Source organism: Ferdinandcohnia sp. Marseille-Q9671 (assembly GCF_976954385.1).
The window spans coordinates 1030341-1052137 of record NZ_CDRJTA010000004.1 but is presented as its reverse complement, the minus strand read 5'-3'; the positions used below and the strand labels follow the sequence as shown (position 1 = coordinate 1052137).

Genomic DNA, 21797 nt, shown 5'->3' with positions numbered 1-21797 from the left:
TTTAGTTCACCTCTACCACTTCTTCGATCATTTCCCCATCTAATGACCAAGTTTTTGCTTGTATAATTTTTACTTTTACAATATTACCAATTGCTGATTTTGGACCTTTAAAGTTGACTAGTTTATTTTTACTTGTGTATCCAGCTAACACATCCGGATTGTTTTTACTTTCCCCTTCAACAAGAACTTCAACAATTTGATCCTGGTATTCAAGATTTTTCTTTGCAGAAATTTCATTTACAAGTGCATTTAGACGCTGAAGTCTTTCCTTCTTTACTTCCATTGAAATATTGTCTTCCATTTTTGCTGCTGGTGTTCCCTCACGCGGTGAATAAATAAAAGTATAAGCAGAATCAAACTCTACTTCTCTGTACAAGGAAAGAGTTTCTTCAAATTGTTCATCCGTTTCATTAGGGAAGCCTACAATAATATCTGTTGTAAAGGAAGCGTTCGGTATTTGTTCCTTCATTTTACGTACAAGCTCTAAGTATGACTCTCTTGTATATTTACGTGACATCAATTTTAGAACTTGTGAGCTTCCAGATTGTACAGGAAGATGGATGTGCTCCATCAGGTTTCCACCTTTAGCAAGTACTTCAATTAAGTAATCATCGAAATCTCGAGGGTGACTTGTTGTGAAACGAATTCGTGGGATGTCGATTTTACGAATCTCGTCCATTAAGTCTCCTAATCCATAGTTGATATCTGTAAAGTCTTTACCATAGGCATTTACGTTTTGACCAAGAAGCGTAATTTCTTTATAGCCTTGTCTTGCTAAGTGACGAACCTCTTCAATAATATCCTCTGGGCGACGGCTACGTTCCTTTCCACGAGTATAAGGAACAATGCAGTAAGTACAGAATTTATCACAGCCGTACATAATGTTTACCCAACCCTTGATACTCCCTTTACGTACTTTAGGAAGGTTTTCAATGATGTCACCCTCTTTAGACCATACTTCAACAACCATTTCTTTACTAAACATTGCCTCTTTAACAATGTTAGGAAGACGGTGTATATTATGTGTACCAAAGATCATATCGATAAATTGATGTTTTTGAAGGATTTTATTAACTACTGATTCTTCCTGGGACATGCATCCACAAACACCAATTAAAAGATTAGGATTTTGCATTTTTAATGGTTTTAAATGCCCGATTTCACCAAAAACTTTATTTTCTGCGTTTTCACGAATCGCACAAGTGTTAAGTAAAATAATGTCAGCATCCTCGGCTTTTTCAGTAGGCTCATAGCCCATTTCCATAAAAATACCAGCCATTACCTCTGTATCATGCTCATTCATTTGACAACCATACGTACGGATTAAAAAGCGTTTTCCTTTTCCTGCGTTCATCATGTCCTCAGGAATTGAAAATTCTTTCAAGTAATTAATTTGTTCTTTACCACGTTTCTTTGCATCTTTTAATGAAGGTGGCTGGTAAACGGTTTGAAAATACTGACTGTAATCCTTCTCGGATTTTTTGTCCGAAGGTGTTACTTGAGTACTTTCAAGACGTTGTTTTTCGTTCATGTTGGAGCTCCTTCCTTTTTCGAAAACTATCTTACTAGAAACATGTTGATAGTTCCTCACGATTCACTACCTTACAAAACCTACACATTAAACTAGTATAAGGTTTAACAAAATTTAATACAATAAAACAATGAAATTGTAGAAATTTGTACAATTTTAAAAGAAATGCGCAAGCGCCTCAGGTTGAACGTCTATTAATAACCGCCACGTCCTGTGGCAAATGTAGAATACAGCACATCCTCGAAAATGCTATACACTTTGTTTGTGAGGCAAATAAGCTTTCGATGCTTACCTTGTCCTGTGAAAATCCGACTAGCATAAGTCGATTTAGAATAGAGGTCCATAATACCTTCAATTCTAAATAGGGTCTACGCGTTAAAGCTAGACATTACTAGACAAGAGTAATGTGCAGTTTTTCCTTTGTATTCAATTCTACTAATTTTTCAAGGCATACATGATTATTCTATCATTCAAGAATAAGCGAGTAAAGACATAACAAATAACCCTACTAAGTAAAATATACTAAGTAGGGTTATGAATTATCTTACATAAATTCTGTTACTAGTTTATTAAATTTTTCTTCATCTAACTCAAGATCAGCATGTACTAGAGGTGTTTCACTATACCCGTGTACTAGTTCTTGGTAGGATGGCTTTTCTGTGTTTTGATAAATTAAACCAGTAACAAGACTATTATTCTCCATCAACGTTTGCATTGCTTGAGAACGATTTGAAGGATCATACCCCTCAATCGTACCTAGCTTTGTTAGGTTTTCTTTAAACCAGTCATACGTGTTTACTTTGTTATACGTAACACACGGACTAAACACGTTAATTAAAGAGAAACCTTTGTGCTTGATTCCAGCTTCAATTAAAGCTGTTAAGTCCTTAAGATCTGTAGAGAAGCTTTGCGCAACAAACGTAGCTCCAGCCGTTAATGCCATCTCCATAACAGAGAGTGAAGACTCGATGGATCCTTGTGGCGTACTCTTCGTTTTAAAGCCCATATCACTTCGAGGAGAAGTTTGGCCCTTTGTTAACCCGTAGATTTGGTTATCCATAACAATATATGTGATATCAATATTACGGCGAATAGCATGAATGGTATGACTCATACCAATTGCATATCCGTCACCATCTCCACCTGATGCAATAACGGTTAAATCACGGTTTGCCATTTTCACACCTTGGGCAATTGGTAAAGAACGTCCATGAATCCCATGTAATCCATATGCATTAATATATCCAGATATCCGACCAGAACAACCTATCCCAGAGATCACGGCTAAGTTTTCAGGTTCAAGTCCTACATTTGCAGCGGCACGCTGTATTGCTGCTTGTACAGAGAAGTCCCCACACCCTGGACACCAGTTAGGTTTTACATTATTTCGAAAGTCTTTAAATGTTGCCATATTAGAACAACTCCTTACACTTTGTGTGAATTTCATGAGGTAGGAATGGATTACCATCATATTTAAGGAAATTGGTAATCTTATCGGCATGTCCTACATTCATCTTCATAATGTTTGCGAGCTGACCTGTAGCGTTATTTTCAACAACCACTACCTTTTTCGCTGATTGAACTAAAGGTAGCAATTCATCTGTTGGGAATGGGTGAATTAAGCGAATTTGAGCATGATTAACTTTTATTCCATCATTCTCGATTCGAGTCATTGCTTCCTCAATTGCACCACGAGTAGAGTTAAAACCAACTAATAATACATCTGCTTCCTCATGCTTCACATTCTTATGAACAGGAGTCTTAAATTGAATATTATCTATTTTTTTAAGTCGTTTTTCCATTTGATCCTTACGATTACTTGCTACTTCAGATGGTTTACCTTGCTCATTATGTTCCACACCCGTTACATGGTGTATTCCATTTTTTACACCTGGAACCACACGAGGAGAAATTCCATCTTCTGTTACTTCATAACGCTTAAAATACTCTTTGTTCTCTAATTCTGGTAGTTCATCATTTAGAATTAGATGTCCACGACGGATTTCAATTTTTGAGTAATCAAGTGGCTCAACTGTTTGCTTACCAAGTGAAAGCTGTAAATCTGTAAGGAAAATAACTGGACATTGATATTCCTCTGCAAGATTAAATGCCTCTATAATGTCATAAAATGCTTCCTGTACTGTACTAGGAGCCATAACAATTTTCGGAATTTCTCCATGAGTACCATATATCATTGCCATTAAATCTGATTGTTCTTGCTTTGTTGGAAGTCCTGTACTTGGGCCACCACGTTGCGTATCGATAATTACAAGTGGAGTTTCAGTTATACCAGACAAACCAATCGCTTCCATCATTAATGATAAACCTGGTCCAGCAGAAGCAGTTAGGGCACGAACACCCGCATAGTTAGAGCCAATTGCCATTGTACATGCTGCGATTTCGTCTTCTGTTTGGATTACAGTTCCACCGAAGTCTGGTAGTTTTTTTATTAAGTATTCCATGATTTCAGAGGCAGGGGTAATAGGATATGCAGGCATAAATCTTGCTCCACCTGCTAGAGCACCCATAGCAATTGCATCATTACCAATCATGAACATACGTTGTTTTCCGTCGGCTTTTTCTAGCTTCATTTTCACGTCTTCAGTTAGTTGTTTTTGAAGGAATTCAGCACCAGCCTTAATCGCTTCCATGTTTTTTTCCACAACTTGCTGACCCTTACGCCCAAATATTTCATCAACAACATTTAGGTATACGTTTAAATCAAGGTCTAATAATGAGCTTGTTGCACCAATTGCAACCATATTTTTCATTAAAGACGTACCTAACTCTGTTGCCATTTCGGTAAAAGGAACTGAAAAAAGATGAACTTTTGTATTTTCAGGAATCGTTGGTCCGAACTTTGAATCCGCTAGAACAACTCCTCCGTCTCGTAATTCATGAAAATTAAAATCAATTGTTTCTTGGTCAAAAGCTACTAAAATATCAAGGTCGTCTGCAATTGAGCGAACTTGAGTCGTACTTACACGAATTTTGTTATTCGTATGTCCACCTTTGATACGTGATGAAAAATGGCGATAACCGTATAAATAGTAGCCTAAACGATTTAGAGCTATGGAAAAGATCTCTCCCGTACTCTCAATTCCTTCCCCTTGCTGTCCGCCAACTTTCCATGAAAGTTGATTGATCATGTCTTACACCCCTTTGGAATACGTTCTATATAAGATTTTTTTAAATTTTTTAATGAATAGTACCCTCCAACGGAGTTCCAAAATTCTCCTGTTAGTATGATACGAAGTACGAAAGAAGGGCTCTTTCTCCAATAAAAAATGATGTTTATATATTACTAATATTGAAGATTTAAAAAAGCTTCTAATTCGCATGTTGGATATGTACTAAACGCTTTCAATTCTAGACCTATCAACCCAAAAAAGCAACCCTTAGTAAGCAAATAATGGATAAAAATAAATATTTTTTTACTTTTCGCTCTATTTATTTTTCCACCCACTTAAAACACGATTATTTACTGGGGTAAATGCTCAAGAAAATTCCGATAGAGAAACTTTTTCACTTGAATCTCAGAGTAATGCTTTAGCAACAGATTAATTAATCCATCATATCCAGAATAATTTTCGAGCCCGGTTACAGTTTCTGTAATGCCATCAAAATCAGAACCAAATCCAACATGATTTTCTCCACCCAGTGAACAAATATAGTCTAGATGCTTCAATACATTATTAATTGTTGAATGGGACTGACTGGTTAAAAACGGGGGAACAAATGTAATGCCAATCATTCCATCCTTCTTTATCAATGCTTCAATTTGATCATCTCGTAGATTGCGGGGATGGTTACAAAGTGCAATTGCATTTGAATGGGAAGCAATTGGATAATCTGCAAGTTCAATGACATCCCAAAATCCATTTATCGATAAATGAGAAACATCTGTCCATAAATAAGAGCGATTAAGTTCATGAATAACTTTTCTTCCAAAGGTCGATAGCCCCCCACCTCGTCTCTCAAGAATACCATCAGCAACAAAATTCGAATAATTCCATGTCAATCCAACAGATGAAACACCAAGTCTAATTAGTGTTTGAAGCTTTATGAGACTTTGGTCAATAGCGTCACACCCCTCTAGTGTTAAAAAAGCACCTATCTCATCTTCTTTTAATGCTAAAATATCATCCCTAGTCTTTACCACCTTTAACAACGGAGAAGGTGCTACTACCTTTTCGTAAAAGATTTCTACCATTTCAAGTGCAATTTCAAAACGACTTTCAGGTCTCACTTCTTCAGGTATGTAAATGGCAAAGCACTGGACTTTACTATTGTTTTCTATTAAATGATTATAGGTAATATGCAGTTTTGGTGAATCCGCAAAATTGATGGAAGGATCCATCCACATTTTATATAAAACATCTGAGTGTGCATCAAAGATTTTCATACTGATCAACTCCTTTTTCAAATGCGCTTTGGTGTATTTGCGCCTATATTTTTGGGCCACACGATGTGGGCAGAGGACGTTGCTTCCCTAGTCTTTGTTCACCCAATAAAGTTAATCCTTTTACACAAAAATACCTGTTTGTCTTTATATATGACAAACAGGTATTTACCCGCTAGTTGACCACTTTATAAAAACGTACATACACTTAACGAGGTTCGATTATTAATTTTATAGCAGTTCTTTCTTCTCCATCAATGAGAATATCCGTAAATGCAGGAATACAAATTAGGTCCACTCCACTCGGTGCTACAAACCCTCTAGCTATCGCTACTGCCTTCACTGCTTGATTTAATGCACCAGCTCCTATCGCCTGGATTTCTGCAGCTCCTCTTTCACGTAATACACCCGCTAGTGCCCCAGCTACAGAGTTAGGATTAGATTTTGCTGAAACTTTTAATATTTCCATTTCTAATTTCCTCCTTGTTCTTTACAATGTTCATGAGTGTTTGGTAGAACCATATACATTATGTGCACGCCCTGCCAATACAGCGATCTATTATCCCCTAACATTCTCTTATCACTATACCAAGCACAGGCTTCCTATGTTCAAAAAGGGTTAGCATACCCTTTATTTGAACAATAAATAATGATCCCATAGATACTATATTCACTAGAAACTCCTAGTATTCCTGCTTGTTCGTAATCTTTTTCTAAAAATTCAAAAACTTATAATATAGAATAAAAAAAACCAAGACTACCGAAATTGGTTGTCTTGGTTTAAATAATTAATCAAAAAATGGATGGTCATCATTAATAAGAATACGTTGAATTCCTTTTGCCTTTCCACTTTTAGGATCGATATCTATAAGAACCCCATTTAATTGTGTTCTTCCTTCATCTACCTCAAAGCGAACTGGTAAGGCAGTCTGAAACCTTTTAATAACTGCATCTTTATTCATTCCTAAAATTCCATCATACGGACCAGTCATTCCAACATCTGTAATGAAAGCTGTCCCCTTTGGTAATACACGATTATCTGCAGTTTGAACATGTGTATGTGTTCCAACGACTGCAGTAACCCTTCCATCAAGGTACCAGCCCATCGCAATTTTCTCACTTGTCGCTTCTGCATGAAAGTCTACAAAAATGATTGAAGTCCGCTTTTTTGCTTGTTCAATTAATTCATCGCATTTTTTGAATGGGCAGTCTATAGCCGGAAGAAATGTCCTACCCTGGAGGTTTATTATGGCAATCTCTTGACCATTCACTTTACTGTACATGATTCCTTCTCCCGGAGTTCCTTCAGGAAAGTTTGCTGGACGTATAATGAATTTAGCAGTATCAATAAATTCAAAAATATCCTTATTGTCCCACGTATGATTTCCCATTGTAATGGCTTGTGCACCATTCTCCAGAAACTGATTATATATCTTATGGGTAATTCCTCTACCCGATGCTGCATTTTCCCCATTAACAATGGTAAGCGCTGGGTGAAATTTTGCCTTTAATTTTGGAAGATATTCTCGGATCATATCTCTCCCTGGTGAACCAACTACATCACCTATAAATAAAATCTTCATGTAATAGCCCCTTTCATACTAACAAGTGAAGCATACTATCAAAAATATAACAATGAAAAATACAACTAGTTTTCATATAGTTTATCAAAAAAAATAAAGTGGTCAAAATGACCACTTTATTTTGCATATTCAACTGCTCTCGTTTCACGAATGACCGTTACTTTGATATGACCTGGATAATCCAACTCTTCTTCGATTCGCTTCCGAATATCACGAGCTAATCGATGAGCATTAAGATCATCAATTGTATCAGGTTTTACAATTATTCTCACTTCACGTCCTGCTTGAATAGCAAAGGATTTTTCAACGCCTTCATATGACTCTGAAATTTCCTCTAGTTTTTCAAGTCGACGGATATAATTTTCAAGCGTTTCACTTCTCGCACCTGGTCTAGCAGCAGATAAGGCATCAGCTGCAGCAACTAGTACAGCTATTATTGATGTTGGTTCTGAATCACCATGGTGGGAAGCAATACTGTTGATTACAACTGGATGCTCTCTATATTTCGTTGCTAGTTCTACTCCAATTTCGACATGACTACCTTCCACTTCATGGTCAATAGCTTTACCGATATCATGTAAAAGTCCAGCACGACGAGCTAATGTTTCATCTTCACCAAGCTCAGCTGCCATTAAGCCTGCTAAGAATGATACTTCCATTGAGTGTTTTAAGACATTCTGGCCATAGCTTGTACGATACTTCAAGCGACCTAGTATCTTAATTAAATCCGGATGGAGTCCATGAACACCAACCTCAAAGGTTGTTTGTTCACCCACCTCACGAATATACTCATCTACCTCACGTCTAGACTTATCAACCATCTCTTCAATACGTGCAGGATGAATTCGTCCGTCTTGAACAAGTTTTTCAAGTGCAATTCTCGCTGTTTCACGGCGAATTGGGTCAAAGCCAGATAAAATGACCGCCTCAGGTGTATCGTCAATAATTAGATCAATACCCGTTAGTGTCTCAAGCGTACGAATATTTCGTCCTTCTCTACCAATAATACGACCCTTCATCTCATCATTTGGCAGGTTAACTACAGATACTGTGGTTTCTGCAACATGATCAGCGGCGCATCTTTGAATAGCAAGCGAAAGTATCTCTTTTGCTTTTTTATCGGAATCTTCTTTTGCACGATTTTCTGCTTCCTTCACCATGATTGCAACATCATGTGAAAGCTCATTTTCAATACGATCAAGGATAATTTGCTTTGCCTCTTCACGTGTTAAGCTAGAAATTCGCTCAAGTTCAGCTTGTTGCTTGCGTATCATCTCTTCCACTTTGCTTTCCATCTCTTCAATATGCTGTTGTCTTTGAGCGAGAGAATCTTCTTTCTTCTCTAACATGGATTCACGTTTATCTAATGTTTCATCCTTGCGATCAAGATTCTCTTCTTTTTGCATTAAACGATTTTCTTGTTTTTGTAGTTCGTTTCTTCGATCTCGGATTTCCTTTTCAGCTTCTGTACGAAGTTTGTGAATTTCATCCTTTGCCTCTAATAGTGCTTCCTTCTTTAGTGAATCAGCTTCTCTATTCGCATCATCAATAATTTGTTCAGCAACACTTTTTGCACCAGCAATTTTAGTTTCGGCAATAGATTTACGAACATAAAAGCCAACAATCGCACCGACGATTAGGCCAAACAAAGCGGAGATGATTATAGAAATGGGATCCATCTTCTTCACCTCCTCTTGCTATAAACTTTTTCTTGCTAGATCAAAATGTCGGCATGTACATTGTTATTATTGCAACATACAGCACTAAGGCTTTTTAAGCTAATCAGATTCTTAGGTTACGACCGAAAGCAGCGAGTCACTACTCCGGGTCTGAATAGCAAAAGCTCTAAACCGAGTTTTGCTTCTAACGTTTTAAGACTAACAAAAATGTAAAATATACATTTTAATTGTAAATGTGTGAAATTTTATTGTCAAGGCCTGTCAGAAATAGAATTACATGAAAATGGAATTTCAAGGAATATTTTTTGTAGTAAGCGTGGTGAGATAAAGAACTTAGTTGAGATATGGGGATATGTTTACGGGGAATACATTATAGAAAAGAGACACAGCTAATGTGCCTCTTCAAAATTAATCTAGTAATTCAAACTCATCTTGTTCTTCGTCAGCAGGTGCAACTACTACACCGTCAAGTCCATAATGATTTCTGATTTGCTGAAGGATATCTTGACGGACATCAGGATTTTCTTTTAAGAATTGTTTTGCATTCTCTCGACCTTGACCAACTCGTTCTTCTTTATAAGAATACCAAGAACCACTCTTTTGGACGATATCAAGTTCCGCTCCAATATCAATAATTTCGCCCTCAATTGAAATTCCTTCTCCGTACATAATGTCTACTTCGGCAGTTCTAAATGGTGGTGCTACTTTATTTTTAACAACCTTCACTTTTGTTCTATTACCTACAATATCATTACCCTGTTTTAATTGTTCTGCACGACGTACTTCTAGTCTTACTGAAGAATAGAATTTAAGAGCACGTCCTCCTGGAGTTGTTTCTGGGTTTCCAAACATAACTCCAATCTTTTCACGGACTTGGTTAATGAAGATTGCAATTGTATTTGATTTGTTGATTGCACCTGATAACTTACGTAGTGCTTGTGACATTAGGCGTGCTTGTAGACCCATATGAGAGTCTCCCATTTCACCTTCGATTTCTGCTTTTGGAACAAGTGCCGCAACAGAGTCAACAACTAAAATATCGACAGCCCCGCTTCGAACTAACGCTTCAGCTATTTCTAATGCTTGTTCACCTGTGTCTGGTTGTGATAATAATAATTCATCAATGTTTACACCTAATTTTTGTGCGTAAACTGGATCTAGTGCATGTTCTGCGTCAATGAAAGCAGCTTGTCCACCAGTTTTTTGTACTTCTGCAATTGCGTGAAGTGCTACAGTTGTTTTACCTGAACTTTCTGGGCCATATATCTCAATTATCCGTCCTCTTGGATATCCGCCTACTCCTAATGCAACATCTACAGCTAATGAACCACTTGAAATTGTGGATATTTTACGATCAGTTTGTTCTCCGAGCTTCATGATGGAACCTTTACCGAACTGTTTTTCTATTTGCTTCAGTGCCATTTCTAAGGCAGCTTGACGATCACTCACAATGTTTCCTCCTTTATTCTTTGAAACTATTATTACTATACAATGTTTTGATTGATTTGCCAAGTAAAAAATCGAACGTTTATTCGGTTTTTTTGGTTAGTTGTTTTTTCCATAAATTCATTTATTATCTAACAAAAATCAATTTTTCAGAGCAATAACATGCAATAATTTTTAATTTCGCCTAATTTAAAAAATATAAAAACAGCTGAAATACATCAGCTGCTGTGTTCGGTTAATAACTTTAATAAATAATAGAATCCATACTTTACAGTTCTAATCCGAATTCCTTGACGGGAACCAGCTAGGTTTAGTTTATATACCTTTGTTGGTTGGTCTAAATAGGAAATACCGATATACACAGTACCTACAGGTTTTCCTTCAGATTCAGTTGGACCTGCAACACCAGTAAAGCTAATCCCAATATCAGATTTTAAAAGCTTTCTAACGTTCTCTGCAAGCTGTTCAGCCGTATTACTACTAACGGCACCATCTGTTTCAAGTGTTGTTTTCTTAACGGAAAGTACCTGTTCTTTTACTTCGTTAGTATAGCAAACGACTCCACCTTTCACAACCGCAGAAGATCCTGATAGATTGGTAAGTTCTTCTGCAAACAAACCACCTGTTAGGCTTTCTGCACAAGCTATCGTATAATTCGAGGCTTTAAGTTTATTCATCAACTCATTTACTAGAGAAGTGGAATTATACCCATACAAGTACGAACCCACTCTTTTAAGTATTTGTGCCTCTGTATCGTCTAATAGCTTGTTTGCTACTTCAAGTGAACTATGTTTCGCTGTTAATCGGAGTGTGACTTCCCCATCACTTGCTAAAGGAGCAATCGTCGGATTTGTTTGATTATCGATTAAATCCTCAATTTCTGTTTCTAGCTGAGATTCTCCTATACCGAAAAAACGTAAGACCCTTGATTCAATTCGTTCCACGACACCCAGTGACTGTAATAAATACGGGGCGCCGTATGTCAAAAACATTGGATTCAACTCTTTTGGTGGTCCTGGAAATAGCATGTACGTAATATTATTTACGTTAAGTCCCATACCAGGTGCCATCCCATGGTCATTCGGTAAGACCTTGGATCCCTCAAGAACAAGTGCTTGTTTTTTATTGTTCTCAGTCATATGTCGATTCGTTTTCTTAAAATAATCCTCTATACTTTGTAAAGCATCCGAATCAAAAGTAAGCTTTCTACCTAAAAGCCTACCGATTGTTTCCTTTGTAAGGTCATCTTTAGTGGGTCCTAGACCACCAGTGAAAATGATCAAATCGGAACGTGATTGAGAGATTTTTATAGCATCTTCTAATCTTGTGGAGTTATCACCAACAACTGTGTGGTAGTAAACATTAATACCAAGCTCAGCAAGCTGTTTTGATAAAAATTGTGCATTTGTATTTGCGATTTGCCCCAAAAGGAGCTCAGAGCCCACTGCTATGATTTCAGCATTCATTGAATCACCATCCTATTTCGAGTTTGCAAATACACCTTTGTTCTTAGCAAAATAATCCCAACCAGAAATAACAGTAAATATCACTGCCACCCAGAGTGCAATCATATCAAATGGAATTGAAATAAATTCAAACGGCCAATTATGTAATAACAAAGCAGAAACCGCGACCACCTGTGCCCACATTTTAATCTTACCTAGCATTTTAGCAGCAGATACCTCTCCACCTTCTGCTAATAGCAAACGCAACCCAGTAACTGCAAACTCTCTACTAATAATAATAATGACCATCCAAGCAGGTGCTAAACCGAATTCCACTAACGAAACCAGTGCAGCCGAGACAAGAAGCTTATCAGCAAGTGGATCTAGAAACTTACCCAGGTTTGTTACTAAATTATGCTTTCTTGCTAAATACCCATCAACCCAATCGGTACTGGATGCAAAGATAAAAATTAAAGCTCCGACTAAGTGCGAAACAGGAATTGACATTGAACCAATTTCTAAGTTGCCCCAACCAAATGGAACAAACATCACAATTAAAAAAAGTGGGATTAAAAATATTCTTGCTACAGTAATCTTATTTGGTAAATTCACGTAAATACCTCCAAAATAATCTAAATACCTACAATAGTGATAATACACGTACAAGAAACAAAAAGCCATCATTTAGATGGCTTTTGCTATTCTTGGGCTTTAGGAGTGAACTTTATGGTAATAATTTGCTGAACCACATCACCCGTGTTAAATGGATATTGGAATGGTTCACCGTTTATTTCAATAGCAAGATCAGAGGACCTTCCTATATTAAAATTCACTTCAGTTTGATTAGATAAATCTACTTCCTCTGATTGACCATCGGCAATTGTTTTATAAACAAATTTTTCCCCTTGTCTATTTCTAACAGATACCCAAGCTTGGCCTCCAGCCTTTGCAGTAAGCTTTACCTTAAACGAATCCGTATTCTTCAACTCATAGGCTGCACTGCTAGTTCCTTTTTCAATTTCAACAAACTCTTGAACAGGAGTCTCTACCGCAGGTTGTTCTTCGTCTGTCTGTTGTCCTTCATCTGTTTCACTAGCTACTTGTTCCTCTTCATTAGGTTCTTCCTCTTGCTTAGCAGGAGGTGGCTCATTTGATTCTTCATATTCCGTTTCTCCACTTTCAACCTGCGTATCAGGCTCTTTTGCTATGTCCTTATTCGAAACAAACCAATATATTGTCATAGCACCACCAAGGAGAAAAATAACCAATAATATCATTGGTACCTTATCTACTATTTTGGACCCGGTAGAAGAGATTTGTCTTCTTGATTGGACCCTCGAAATTTGTTCAGGGATTTCATCGTTAGTTGTACCAGGAATTTCTGACTTGTATTCTTCAAATATCTCATCAGGGTTAAGTCCTACAGCTTCTGCATACTGTTTAATGAACGCACGCACATAAAATTTACCCGGCATAACATTATAATTACCTTCTTCAATTCCAACCAAATACCTTTTTTGAATTTTCGTCATTTGTTGAACATCGTCTAAACTCAATTCTCTTTTTTCCCTGGCTTCTCTAAGCCTAGATCCTAATTCGCTCATTATTTTCACCTACCAATTCAAATGCGCCTTAGCGTATTTGCGCCCGATTTTTAGCCCACACGAGGTGGTTAACTAAGACGTTGCACAGAGTGTAACATTCTTAGGCTTCGGTGTTATACTCGAAACAATTTCCTTTGTAAAATCGAGGCATCCGCCGGAGGCTTTCCCTTTAATCAGTAGGTTGAACCCTACTGATAACTTTCATCCCAACTACATATAGAAGTGGGAGACTTCTGTTAAATAACGTTAAAAATCAAAACCAGAAAAATCAGACCCCGAAAACATACGTTGGTCTTCAATCTCATATGTAATTTCCTCTTCTGGATTGTTACGAAGTTCGATTATATAATCAAAATCCTTCAGTGTATACTCAGTATGACGTACAAAAATGTCAGGATGCTCCACAACCTTTACAGCTGGAAGCCTCATTATTTCTCTTACTAACTGCAAATGTCTTTCCGTTGCACGCTTAGTCGAAACAATTCCATCTATAATAAAGAGGTTATCGGCATTGTACTCATCCTGAATAAGTTCACTTCTCATCGTTTGTTTTAATAATGTTGAGGAAACAAATAACCATTTCTTATGTGCACAAACACTAGCAGCAACAACTGACTCTGTTTTTCCGACCCTTGGCATGCCTCGAATTCCTATTAACTTATGACCTTCTTGCTTAAAAAGCTCAGCCATGAAATCAACCAGCAAACCTAATTCATCTCTAGCAAAACGGAATGTTTTTTTGTCATCCGCATCACGCTGAATATATCTACCATGTCTTACTGCTAGTTTATCCCGAAGCTTAGGCTCTCTTAGTTTTGTAACATTTATCGTATCCATTGTATGTAAAATTGATTCAAGGCGCTCTATTTGTTCATTATTGTCACTTAATAAAAGCATTCCCCTTCTACGGTCATCTACACCATTTATTGTAACAATATTTATAGAAAGCATTCCTAATAAAGAAGAAATATCTCCAAGTAGTCCTGGGCGATTTTTTGCAATTTCATATTCTAAATACCACTCTTTTTTTTCCAACTAGGCCAGCCCCTCACAACAATGGTGGTTATAATTTCCAACTATGAAACAGTGCATCATTTTCATTATAAACCAATCATTTCATATTTTATAGAGGGTTGTAAAAATTTCAGTTCTGATTTTTTTGTTCGTTAACGTTCGTGTAATCGCAAAATAAAAAAGAGAGGAAATTCCTCTCTACATTTAGAACTGCTAACTATTGAACAAGCTTTACCATTACGTTAGCAATCGCTTGTTGTTCTTCTTCAGAAGCAACGTTCCAAAGGTCACGTAATACTTTTTCTTGAGCATTCTTTGGCTCTACCTCACTTGCAAGGTAATCACCTAATTGATGAGCCATATCATTAATCACATTTTGGTCCATTCCTTCAGATTTAGCATGTTGCAAGCGATTGCCTAAAAAATCTTTCCACTCTTCAAAATTGTCTAGTACTGACATAAGTGACCCTCCTTATTGTGTTAGTCATAGTTAGTTTGTCGTTTGTAAAATAAATTATTCATTTTTATATCAGATAAAACTCGGAGTGTTAGTGCGAGGCTTGCTGCCATCCACAGTTAACAATACCAGCCTCCATTTACAGATAAAACTTGACCTGTAATATAGGACGATTTATTAGACAGTAAAAAAGATACTACATCCGCGACCTCCTTTGGTTCTCCAATTCTTCCAAGTGGAATTTCTTCACTGATACCTTTTAGATCATCTTCGGTAAATTTCTGAAGCATATTAGTATTAATAGCTCCTGGTGCGACAGCATTTACTCGAATTCCGCTTAATGCGACCTCCTTTGCTAATGCTTTCACAAATGAAAGTTGTCCACCCTTTACCATAGAATAGAGTACCTCACATGAGGCACCCGTTAATCCCCAAATAGAGGAGATAACAATTATATTCCCGCTCTTTTTTGTAATCATATTTGGGAGCAGTGCCTTAGTTAGTAAATAAGGGGTACTAATATGAAGTTGTACCATCTGATCAACTGTTTGTTGATCAAAGTCTGTCATAAGCCCAAAGATACTTTTGCCTGAGTTATGTATAACTGTATCTATAGGGTGCTCCAGTTGGCTCATAGCCTCTTCCACACCATGTGATTGACTAAGGTCTGCCTTTACGAGATGTATGTCTACTCCTTGACTAACCAATTCTTTAGCCAAAGCTTTTACCGCTGATTCATTTTCATTATAGTGAAGGTATAAGGAATAGCCACAAGTTGCTAATTCCCTTGCAATAGCACTTCCTATCCCTCCACTTGCACCCGTAATTAACGCATATTTGTTCATTATTCATTCTCCTTAAAAAAGCATCCTTTGCGCAAAGGATGCTTGCTAACACCTATTTTTTCGGAACAACTTGACACTCTGTCATACGTTCCTCTTCAAAAAATTGATTTGCTGTACTCGTGATTTCATCAACTGTTAAGCCTTCCATCACAGGAACAACATCAAATAAGTTCATATCATTAAATGCATACCTGGTAAATTGGTTCGCTATATAATCTGGTGAATTAAGGGATCGTAAGAAGGCCCCAATCTTTTTCTTTTTCACACGTTCAAGTTCTTCCTCTGAAATTGGAGAATCTTTACTTGTAAGCATGATGGACCGTAGTCGTGATGAAAGTTCGTCAGGATTTGCTGTATCACCACCAACGACCGCAAAGCCAAAACCAAGTTCCTCCGTATAATCATACGTGAATGTATCATCAATCAAACCTTCATCATACAAAGCCTGATAATGGCTAGAGCTCTTTCCAAATAACCAATCCAGAAGAATAGTTAATGATAGTTCCTGTTTTAGCAATTCGTCTCCAGAACGCGACGGGTTCAATGCCTTTACTCCTACCATACATTTAGAGGTTTGTACATTCATTTCAAGAACCTTCTTCTTTTCATTAACCTGGACAGGCTCTTCCTCAAAATGACGTTGAATTTCTGACTGTTCCTTATAATCTTTTTGATCTTGGTTTGAGCGAATTTGCTCCATTATTTTCTCTGGATCGATAGGTCCAACTATAAATAAAACCATATTACTTGGATGATAGAAGGTCTCATAGCACTCATAAAGCATATCTTTTGTTATTTTTGCAATTGATTCAATCGTACCTGCTATATCAATTCTAACAGGGTGATTTTTATACATATTTTCAATTACACCAAAATAAAGTCTCCAGTCAGGGTTATCATCATACATTGTAATTTCTTGACCGATAATTCCCTTTTCCTTTTCAACTGTTTTTTCTGTAAAATATGGACTTTGCACAAAATCAATTAATGTCTCTAGATTTTGTTCCACATTCGATGTACTAGAAAAAAGATAAGCCGTTCTAGTAAACGATGTAAAGGCATTTGCAGATGCTCCTTGTTTACTAAAGTCCTGAAACACATCTCCATCTTCTTTTTCAAATAGCTTATGCTCCAAAAAATGCGCAATCCCGTCAGGAACGGCTACTAATTCGTTTTTTCCTAATGGAACAAATTGATTATCAACCGAGCCATATTTTGTCGTAAAGGTTGCATAGGTTTTGTTGAATCCTTTTTTCGGAAGGATATACACATTAAGGCCATTTGCAAGCTTCTCATGAAAAAGATTCTCTTGAAGTTGATCAAATGTTATTTTTTCCATTAAAGATCAGCCTCCAATCCAGTAAGGAAGTAGATTGTATCAAGCTCAATTTTCTTTGCCACATTGACTACTTCCTCCTTTGTAACTGCTTCAATACCTGATATCCATTCCTCAATTGTTCGTGAGCGTGATGAAACTACATTATGATATAGTACTTCTGCTATACCACGTGAATTATCAATTGTTTCAAGTAACTGGTTTCTAATTACAGCCTTCGTTTGGGATAAGGTTTCATCTGTGAAGTCCCCATCTACCATTGCCTTCATTTGTTCTTTAATAATGGTGACTGCTTTTTCATAATTTTTAAAATCAATGCCGGACATCACCATTAAAAGCCCCTTATGACTTTCAACTCTTGATGCAGCATAGTAAGCAAGGCTTTCTTTTTCACGTACATTGATAAAAAGCTTAGAATGCGAGAAACCACCAAATATACCATTGAATACTTGGAGAGCATCATAATCCGGGTCACTATATGTTGTATTTGTTCTAAACCCAATATTAAGCTTGCCTTGCTTCACATCTAGCTTTTCTATGACTTCATTCACATTATCTACTTTCCTAGGTAAGCTTCGAGCGTGAGGTTGCTTATTTCGGTCTGCAAAAACAAATGCATTTGAAACCGTTTCTGTTACCTTCTCAGGATCAATATTTCCGATAATATATAAATCAATTTCATCTTCTGATAAAGCTTTTTGATAATAATCAAATAGTGATTGTGCAGTAATACGATCAAGGTCTTCAATTCTGCCGTTTACATGTAAATGATACGGCTCTTCTTTACACATCTCTTCGACTAATCGTAAATTGGAATACCTCATTTTATCATCATATACCGCTTGGATTCGTTGTTTTAGACTTCGTTTTTCTTTCTCGACAACTGAATTCTTAAACACACCATTTTCGGTTGCAGGTGAAAGCACTATTTCACGTAATAAAGTAATAGCCCTATCGAACAATGGGGTCTGATCCTTTAAAAAGATTTCATTTGCAATTTCCATACTGAACGAAAGAATATGGTTCTCACCTTTTTTGGCTAAGTCGACATTCAATGTCGCACCATATAAATCATCTAAATAGGCCCTTAGACTTGTTGTTGAAGGGTAACTAGGCGTTTCACTTTGAAGGACATATGGTAATAGAGCTCTTTGAGTTACAAACTCTTCCTCCAACGCTGCTTTCATTCTCAAAACAATGGTAATCGTTTTAAATTTATCTGTTTTAATCGTGTGGAGCGTCATACCATTCAATACATGCTCAGTTTCATTCAATAATATCATCTGAACATAGCCTCCTTTTTTGGTCATATCAAAACCCTTTATAGAAGATGTTCAAAAAGGCACCTAATGATAAGCTTCGAATCTCAGCGTCACTCTGCCTCTTGAGGTCCTCACGTATTAAAACAATACGCTCCTGTCCTCAAGGCTGTCGTTCCTTGATCTTCTTGCTTTTTGATTCGTCGACTTTTTGAACACTCACTTAAAGCTATTTTTCAACTAAAACCTTTTAAATAATCTTAAAATCACTATAACCTCTAATTAGCAATAATTTCAAGTTTAAAAGAAAAGTGCAAGGCGCCTGCTTATCGGCGACAAGCATAAGATAAGCGCTGACAGAAGGCGCTTTTTTGCCATCAGAAGCGCGATTGGCTTATGACCTCGAGCCGATGGCGACTGAAGCTAGCCATAGACCCATACTATTTCCTAACAAAGAAAAACAATCCAGCTATGTAACAGGTACAATGCATAGCTGGATTGTTTTATTATATGCGATTTTTCACTAACTCACCTTTTAGATAAGATAAAAACTCACGAGCCTTCTCTTCAGGTGCTTTAGTAGCCATACTCACACCTACAAATAAAAGAATTGAGAGCAGTAACCCCCACACACCAGAACCATATCCAAATGGTTTAAGTTTCATGGCTTCTAAGAAAATGACAACCAAACCACTAACCGTCACACTAGAAATAACACCCGCCGCTGTCCCTCTCTTCCAGAAAAAAGCACCAATAATTGCTGGTACCACAACAATTAAACCTGCTGAAGATGCCACAGAAAGAACAGCAATTAAGTCTAATTGGAGTTCCGCAAAACCATAAGCAAGAATAGCGATAACGGGGATCACAAACTTCCCAATTTTTAATTGTTGACTTTCGTCTTTCCTCTTTGAAGAAAGTCCATACACATCTCTGGCAAAAAGAGAAGAAAGTGTTAATAATATGGAGTCAATTGTAGAAATGGCTGCTGCCATAATCGATACCATCACGATAACACCAAGTAATGGTGGTACATGCTCAGAGGAAAGTAAACTTGGAGTCGCCACATCCGGATTGTCGAGTCCAGGGAATAGCAGAATGGCTGAATACCCCCACATCACTGAAACGATAGTATAAATAAATCCAAAAATTAGAAAGCCTAATAACATTTTTCGTAAGCTACCTAGTGATGCCGGCATATATAAACGCTGACTCACCTGCGGATTTGAAAGGCTAAAGAAAATCCAAGGTATTGTTAAGGATAAAAATGTCGGGAAACTAAAATAACCATTTCCAGGAACAGTTAAAGAGTCTGGATGACTAGTATGCAGCTCATTAAAAAAGCTATTAAATCCACCTAATGCGTTAACCAATAGTATAACAACGAGTGTAGATGAAACAATCATCACAAGTGCTTGTAGAGAATCAGTCCACATAACAGACCGGATACCTGAGATATATGTAAATACGAGAGCTAAAATAGTAGCAATTATTGCACCCGTTGAAAACGAAATACCACCATTTGTGATACCTTCAAGTAAATAACCAACACCCGCTAGTTGAACGGCGCTATAAGGAATAAGAAATATACAACTAGAAATGGAAACAATGGCGGCCACTCTTTTATCATTGTACCGATCTCCTAGCATTTCTGACGGGGTTACATACCCATACTTTTTTCCTACAATCCAAAAGCGTGGACCAAAAAAAGCAACTAGAGAAACTCCAATAAAATAAATAATTTCAAAACCCAGTGCACCCACGCCTCCGCGATAAGTCAGCCCGGCTAAACCTACCATCATAAAAGCACTATATGTCGTGGCACTATAGCTTAGCGCGGAAATAAATCCATTCATTTTTCTACTTCCTAAAAAGAAGCCCTCCATGCTGACTTGTTTTTCACTTCTCGATAAATAGGCTATATAAATTGCTATGACAACATAAATGACAATACCCCACCAAACAACAGTTGCACTCACGTTACAATCACTTCCAGTTCCTTGTTAAGATAAAATTAATTATGATTATTAGAAGAGCTAAGACAATCCAAATAAGAAAACTACCATACCAGACTGTCACACCTGATAAAAACCCATACGGAATTACATAAGCTAGTAGGACTAAGAAGAGACATAAACTTCCGAATAAGGTCTCTTTTTTACTCATTTGCCAAACCTCCTACATTGATTATTTTAAAAAAGGAATGACATTTTCAGCCATTCCTTCATTACTACTATATAATTAACGTTTACCTGAATCAAATGGTTCCCCAGCAGCCTTAGGTGCTTGTGAAGACTTAGAAAAGATAACCAAAGCAATCAAAGTCACCACATAAGGGAAAATCTTAAGAATAATTGGTGGAATTACTGCTAATTCCGGAATTACTTGAGAGACGTTTGCAACTGTTGTTGCAAATCCAAAAAATAAAGTTGCGCCTAATATTCCAAAAGGTTTCCATTGACCAAAGATTAATGCAGCAAGCGCTAAGAACCCAAGACCACTAACGTTACCTGTGAATTCTCCTGCATACGTTACTAAAATAAGAGCTCCACCTAGGCCAGCACATGCACCAGATAACATTACCCCAACATAACGGACTCTACGGACATTAACTCCCGCAGCTTCTGCAGCTTGTGGAAATTCTCCACATGATCTAAGTCGCAAGCCAAATTTTGTCTTATATAATGCAAATGCACTAATCAAAAGGACTGCTAAGAACACCCATGTCGTTAAATACGTGTTAGAGAAAAATAACGGACCGATAATTGGAATATCCGAAAGAAATGGAATATCATCAGATAAAAATCCTGAAGTAATACGAATGTTCCCACTACCAGTAATATTTCTCGCTAAGAATATAGTTAAGGCTCCTGCGATCATATTAATTGCAGTACCACTGATGATTTGATCAGCATTTAAATTTATACTTGCAAAAGCATGTAATAAAGAAAACAACATACCCGCAATTGCAGCGATGAGTAAGCCAGCCCAAAGAACTAACGAATTATTGGATATAACATCCTGTAGATAATAGATAGAAAGTGCCCCTGAGAAGGAACCGATAATCATTAATCCATCTAGACCAATATTTACAACACCACTTCGTTCACTAAATAATCCGCCTAATGCTGTTATTAGAAGAGGAATAGTATAAATTATTGCATATGGAAATATCTGCTCAATTAACGCCCACATA

General features: G+C 37.1%; 20 protein-coding genes. 1 reads left to right on the top strand and 19 read right to left on the bottom strand.

All coding sequences use genetic code 11. The features are described 5' to 3' along the window. Position 1: 1 nt before the first annotated feature. The 16 genes from miaB to yfmF all read right to left on the bottom strand — a co-directional run bounded on the left by miaB (position 2) and on the right by yfmF (position 18625). Complete coding sequence (miaB, locus tag ACWNMY_RS20455; RefSeq protein WP_449540089.1) at positions 2–1531, bottom strand: tRNA (N6-isopentenyl adenosine(37)-C2)-methylthiotransferase MiaB; 1530 nt, start codon at positions 1529–1531, stop codon at positions 2–4. 544 nt (positions 1532–2075) lie between these two features. Next, positions 2076–2942, bottom strand: coding sequence for a 2-oxoacid:ferredoxin oxidoreductase subunit beta (locus ACWNMY_RS20450; RefSeq protein WP_449540088.1), 867 nt, complete (start codon positions 2940–2942; stop codon positions 2076–2078). Between the two features lies 1 nt (position 2943). Continuing rightward, positions 2944–4680 carry a 2-oxoacid:acceptor oxidoreductase subunit alpha gene (locus ACWNMY_RS20445; protein ID WP_449540087.1) on the bottom strand — a complete coding sequence of 579 codons (1737 nt, stop codon included), beginning with the start codon at positions 4678–4680 and terminating at the stop codon, positions 2944–2946. Between the two features lie 332 nt (positions 4681–5012). Then, positions 5013–5936, bottom strand: a complete 924-nt coding sequence (locus ACWNMY_RS20440; protein ID WP_449540086.1) for a dipeptidase — start codon at positions 5934–5936, stop codon at positions 5013–5015. Positions 5937–6141: 205 nt separating this feature from the next. Beyond that, the gene (spoVS, locus tag ACWNMY_RS20435) at positions 6142–6402 is read right to left on the bottom strand and encodes a stage V sporulation protein SpoVS (RefSeq protein ID WP_029281188.1); all 261 of its coding nucleotides are present in this window, start codon (positions 6400–6402) and stop codon (positions 6142–6144) included. A 319-nt stretch (positions 6403–6721) separates the two neighbouring features. Beyond that, positions 6722–7516, bottom strand: coding sequence for a TIGR00282 family metallophosphoesterase (locus ACWNMY_RS20430; RefSeq protein WP_449540085.1), 795 nt, complete (start codon positions 7514–7516; stop codon positions 6722–6724). A gap of 116 nt (positions 7517–7632) precedes the next feature. Further along, positions 7633–9195 carry a ribonuclease Y gene (gene rny / locus ACWNMY_RS20425; RefSeq protein WP_449540084.1) on the bottom strand — a complete coding sequence of 521 codons (1563 nt, stop codon included), beginning with the start codon at positions 9193–9195 and terminating at the stop codon, positions 7633–7635. Between the two features lie 408 nt (positions 9196–9603). After that, positions 9604–10644: a recombinase RecA gene (recA, locus tag ACWNMY_RS20420; protein WP_449540083.1), complete on the bottom strand. Its 1041-nt coding sequence runs from the start codon at positions 10642–10644 to the stop codon at positions 9604–9606. A 215-nt stretch (positions 10645–10859) separates the two neighbouring features. Continuing rightward, complete coding sequence (locus ACWNMY_RS20415) at positions 10860–12107, bottom strand: competence/damage-inducible protein A (protein WP_449540082.1); 1248 nt, start codon at positions 12105–12107, stop codon at positions 10860–10862. A 12-nt stretch (positions 12108–12119) separates the two neighbouring features. Then, positions 12120–12698, bottom strand: a complete 579-nt coding sequence (pgsA, locus tag ACWNMY_RS20410) for a CDP-diacylglycerol--glycerol-3-phosphate 3-phosphatidyltransferase (RefSeq protein ID WP_449540081.1) — start codon at positions 12696–12698, stop codon at positions 12120–12122. 86 nt (positions 12699–12784) lie between these two features. After that, positions 12785–13690, bottom strand: a complete 906-nt coding sequence (locus ACWNMY_RS20405; RefSeq protein WP_449540080.1) for a RodZ domain-containing protein — start codon at positions 13688–13690, stop codon at positions 12785–12787. Positions 13691–13936: 246 nt separating this feature from the next. Next, the gene (locus ACWNMY_RS20400; RefSeq protein WP_449540079.1) at positions 13937–14725 is read right to left on the bottom strand and encodes a YmfK family protein; all 789 of its coding nucleotides are present in this window, start codon (positions 14723–14725) and stop codon (positions 13937–13939) included. Positions 14726–14921: 196 nt separating this feature from the next. Continuing rightward, positions 14922–15164 carry a DUF3243 family protein gene (locus ACWNMY_RS20395; protein WP_449540078.1) on the bottom strand — a complete coding sequence of 81 codons (243 nt, stop codon included), beginning with the start codon at positions 15162–15164 and terminating at the stop codon, positions 14922–14924. A gap of 116 nt (positions 15165–15280) precedes the next feature. Beyond that, positions 15281–16006 (bottom strand): elongation factor P 5-aminopentanone reductase, encoded by a 726-nt coding sequence (ymfI, locus tag ACWNMY_RS20390; protein ID WP_449540077.1) that lies wholly within the window; start codon positions 16004–16006, stop codon positions 15281–15283. 52 nt (positions 16007–16058) lie between these two features. Then, positions 16059–17345: an EF-P 5-aminopentanol modification-associated protein YfmH gene (gene yfmH / locus ACWNMY_RS20385; RefSeq protein ID WP_449540076.1), complete on the bottom strand. Its 1287-nt coding sequence runs from the start codon at positions 17343–17345 to the stop codon at positions 16059–16061. Continuing rightward, a complete protein-coding gene (gene yfmF / locus ACWNMY_RS20380; RefSeq protein WP_449540075.1) occupies positions 17345–18625 on the bottom strand; it encodes an EF-P 5-aminopentanol modification-associated protein YfmF in 1281 nt (426 codons plus the stop codon). The genes yfmH and yfmF overlap by 1 nt, the downstream gene beginning before the upstream one ends. Before the next feature lie 347 nt (positions 18626–18972). Here yfmF and ACWNMY_RS20375 point away from each other — a divergent pair, with 347 nt between their 5' ends. Further along, a complete protein-coding gene (locus tag ACWNMY_RS20375; RefSeq protein WP_449540074.1) occupies positions 18973–19128 on the top strand; it encodes a hypothetical protein in 156 nt (51 codons plus the stop codon). On the opposite strand, the gene ACWNMY_RS20370 is transcribed toward ACWNMY_RS20375, so the two are convergent. The 3 genes from ACWNMY_RS20370 to ACWNMY_RS20360 form a co-directional block, all read right to left on the bottom strand. Then, the gene (locus ACWNMY_RS20370; RefSeq protein WP_449540073.1) at positions 19108–20580 is read right to left on the bottom strand and encodes a sodium:solute symporter family protein; all 1473 of its coding nucleotides are present in this window, start codon (positions 20578–20580) and stop codon (positions 19108–19110) included. The two genes, ACWNMY_RS20375 and ACWNMY_RS20370, sit on opposite strands and share 21 nt — an antisense overlap. Before the next feature lie 7 nt (positions 20581–20587). Next, complete coding sequence (locus tag ACWNMY_RS20365; RefSeq protein WP_449540072.1) at positions 20588–20767, bottom strand: hypothetical protein; 180 nt, start codon at positions 20765–20767, stop codon at positions 20588–20590. Positions 20768–20842: 75 nt separating this feature from the next. Beyond that, positions 20843–21796 carry an ABC transporter permease gene (locus ACWNMY_RS20360; RefSeq protein ID WP_449540071.1) on the bottom strand — a complete coding sequence of 318 codons (954 nt, stop codon included), beginning with the start codon at positions 21794–21796 and terminating at the stop codon, positions 20843–20845. Between the last annotated feature and the right edge of the window lies 1 nt (position 21797).

Bases quoted from the DNA above. Each gene is read 5' to 3' on its own strand.
- miaB (WP_449540089.1), bottom strand. From the start codon at position 1,531: ATGAACGAAAAACAACGTCTTGAAAGTACTCAAGTAACACCTTCGGAC.
- ACWNMY_RS20450 (WP_449540088.1), bottom strand. From the start codon at position 2,942: ATGGCAACATTTAAAGACTTTCGAAATAATGTAAAACCTAACTGGTGT.
- ACWNMY_RS20445 (WP_449540087.1), bottom strand. From the start codon at position 4,680: ATGATCAATCAACTTTCATGGAAAGTTGGCGGACAGCAAGGGGAAGGA.
- ACWNMY_RS20440 (WP_449540086.1), bottom strand. From the start codon at position 5,936: ATGAAAATCTTTGATGCACACTCAGATGTTTTATATAAAATGTGGATG.
- spoVS (WP_029281188.1), bottom strand. From the start codon at position 6,402: ATGGAAATATTAAAAGTTTCAGCAAAATCTAATCCTAACTCTGTAGCT.
- ACWNMY_RS20430 (WP_449540085.1), bottom strand. From the start codon at position 7,516: ATGAAGATTTTATTTATAGGTGATGTAGTTGGTTCACCAGGGAGAGAT.
- rny (WP_449540084.1), bottom strand. From the start codon at position 9,195: ATGGATCCCATTTCTATAATCATCTCCGCTTTGTTTGGCCTAATCGTC.
- ACWNMY_RS20415 (WP_449540082.1), bottom strand. From the start codon at position 12,107: ATGAATGCTGAAATCATAGCAGTGGGCTCTGAGCTCCTTTTGGGGCAA.
- ACWNMY_RS20405 (WP_449540080.1), bottom strand. From the start codon at position 13,690: ATGAGCGAATTAGGATCTAGGCTTAGAGAAGCCAGGGAAAAAAGAGAA.
- ACWNMY_RS20395 (WP_449540078.1), bottom strand. From the start codon at position 15,164: ATGTCAGTACTAGACAATTTTGAAGAGTGGAAAGATTTTTTAGGCAAT.
- ymfI (WP_449540077.1), bottom strand. From the start codon at position 16,006: ATGAACAAATATGCGTTAATTACGGGTGCAAGTGGAGGGATAGGAAGT.
- yfmH (WP_449540076.1), bottom strand. From the start codon at position 17,345: ATGGAAAAAATAACATTTGATCAACTTCAAGAGAATCTTTTTCATGAG.
- yfmF (WP_449540075.1), bottom strand. From the start codon at position 18,625: ATGATATTATTGAATGAAACTGAGCATGTATTGAATGGTATGACGCTC.
- ACWNMY_RS20365 (WP_449540072.1), bottom strand. From the start codon at position 20,767: ATGAGTAAAAAAGAGACCTTATTCGGAAGTTTATGTCTCTTCTTAGTC.
- ACWNMY_RS20360 (WP_449540071.1), bottom strand. From the start codon at position 21,796: ATGTGGGCGTTAATTGAGCAGATATTTCCATATGCAATAATTTATACT.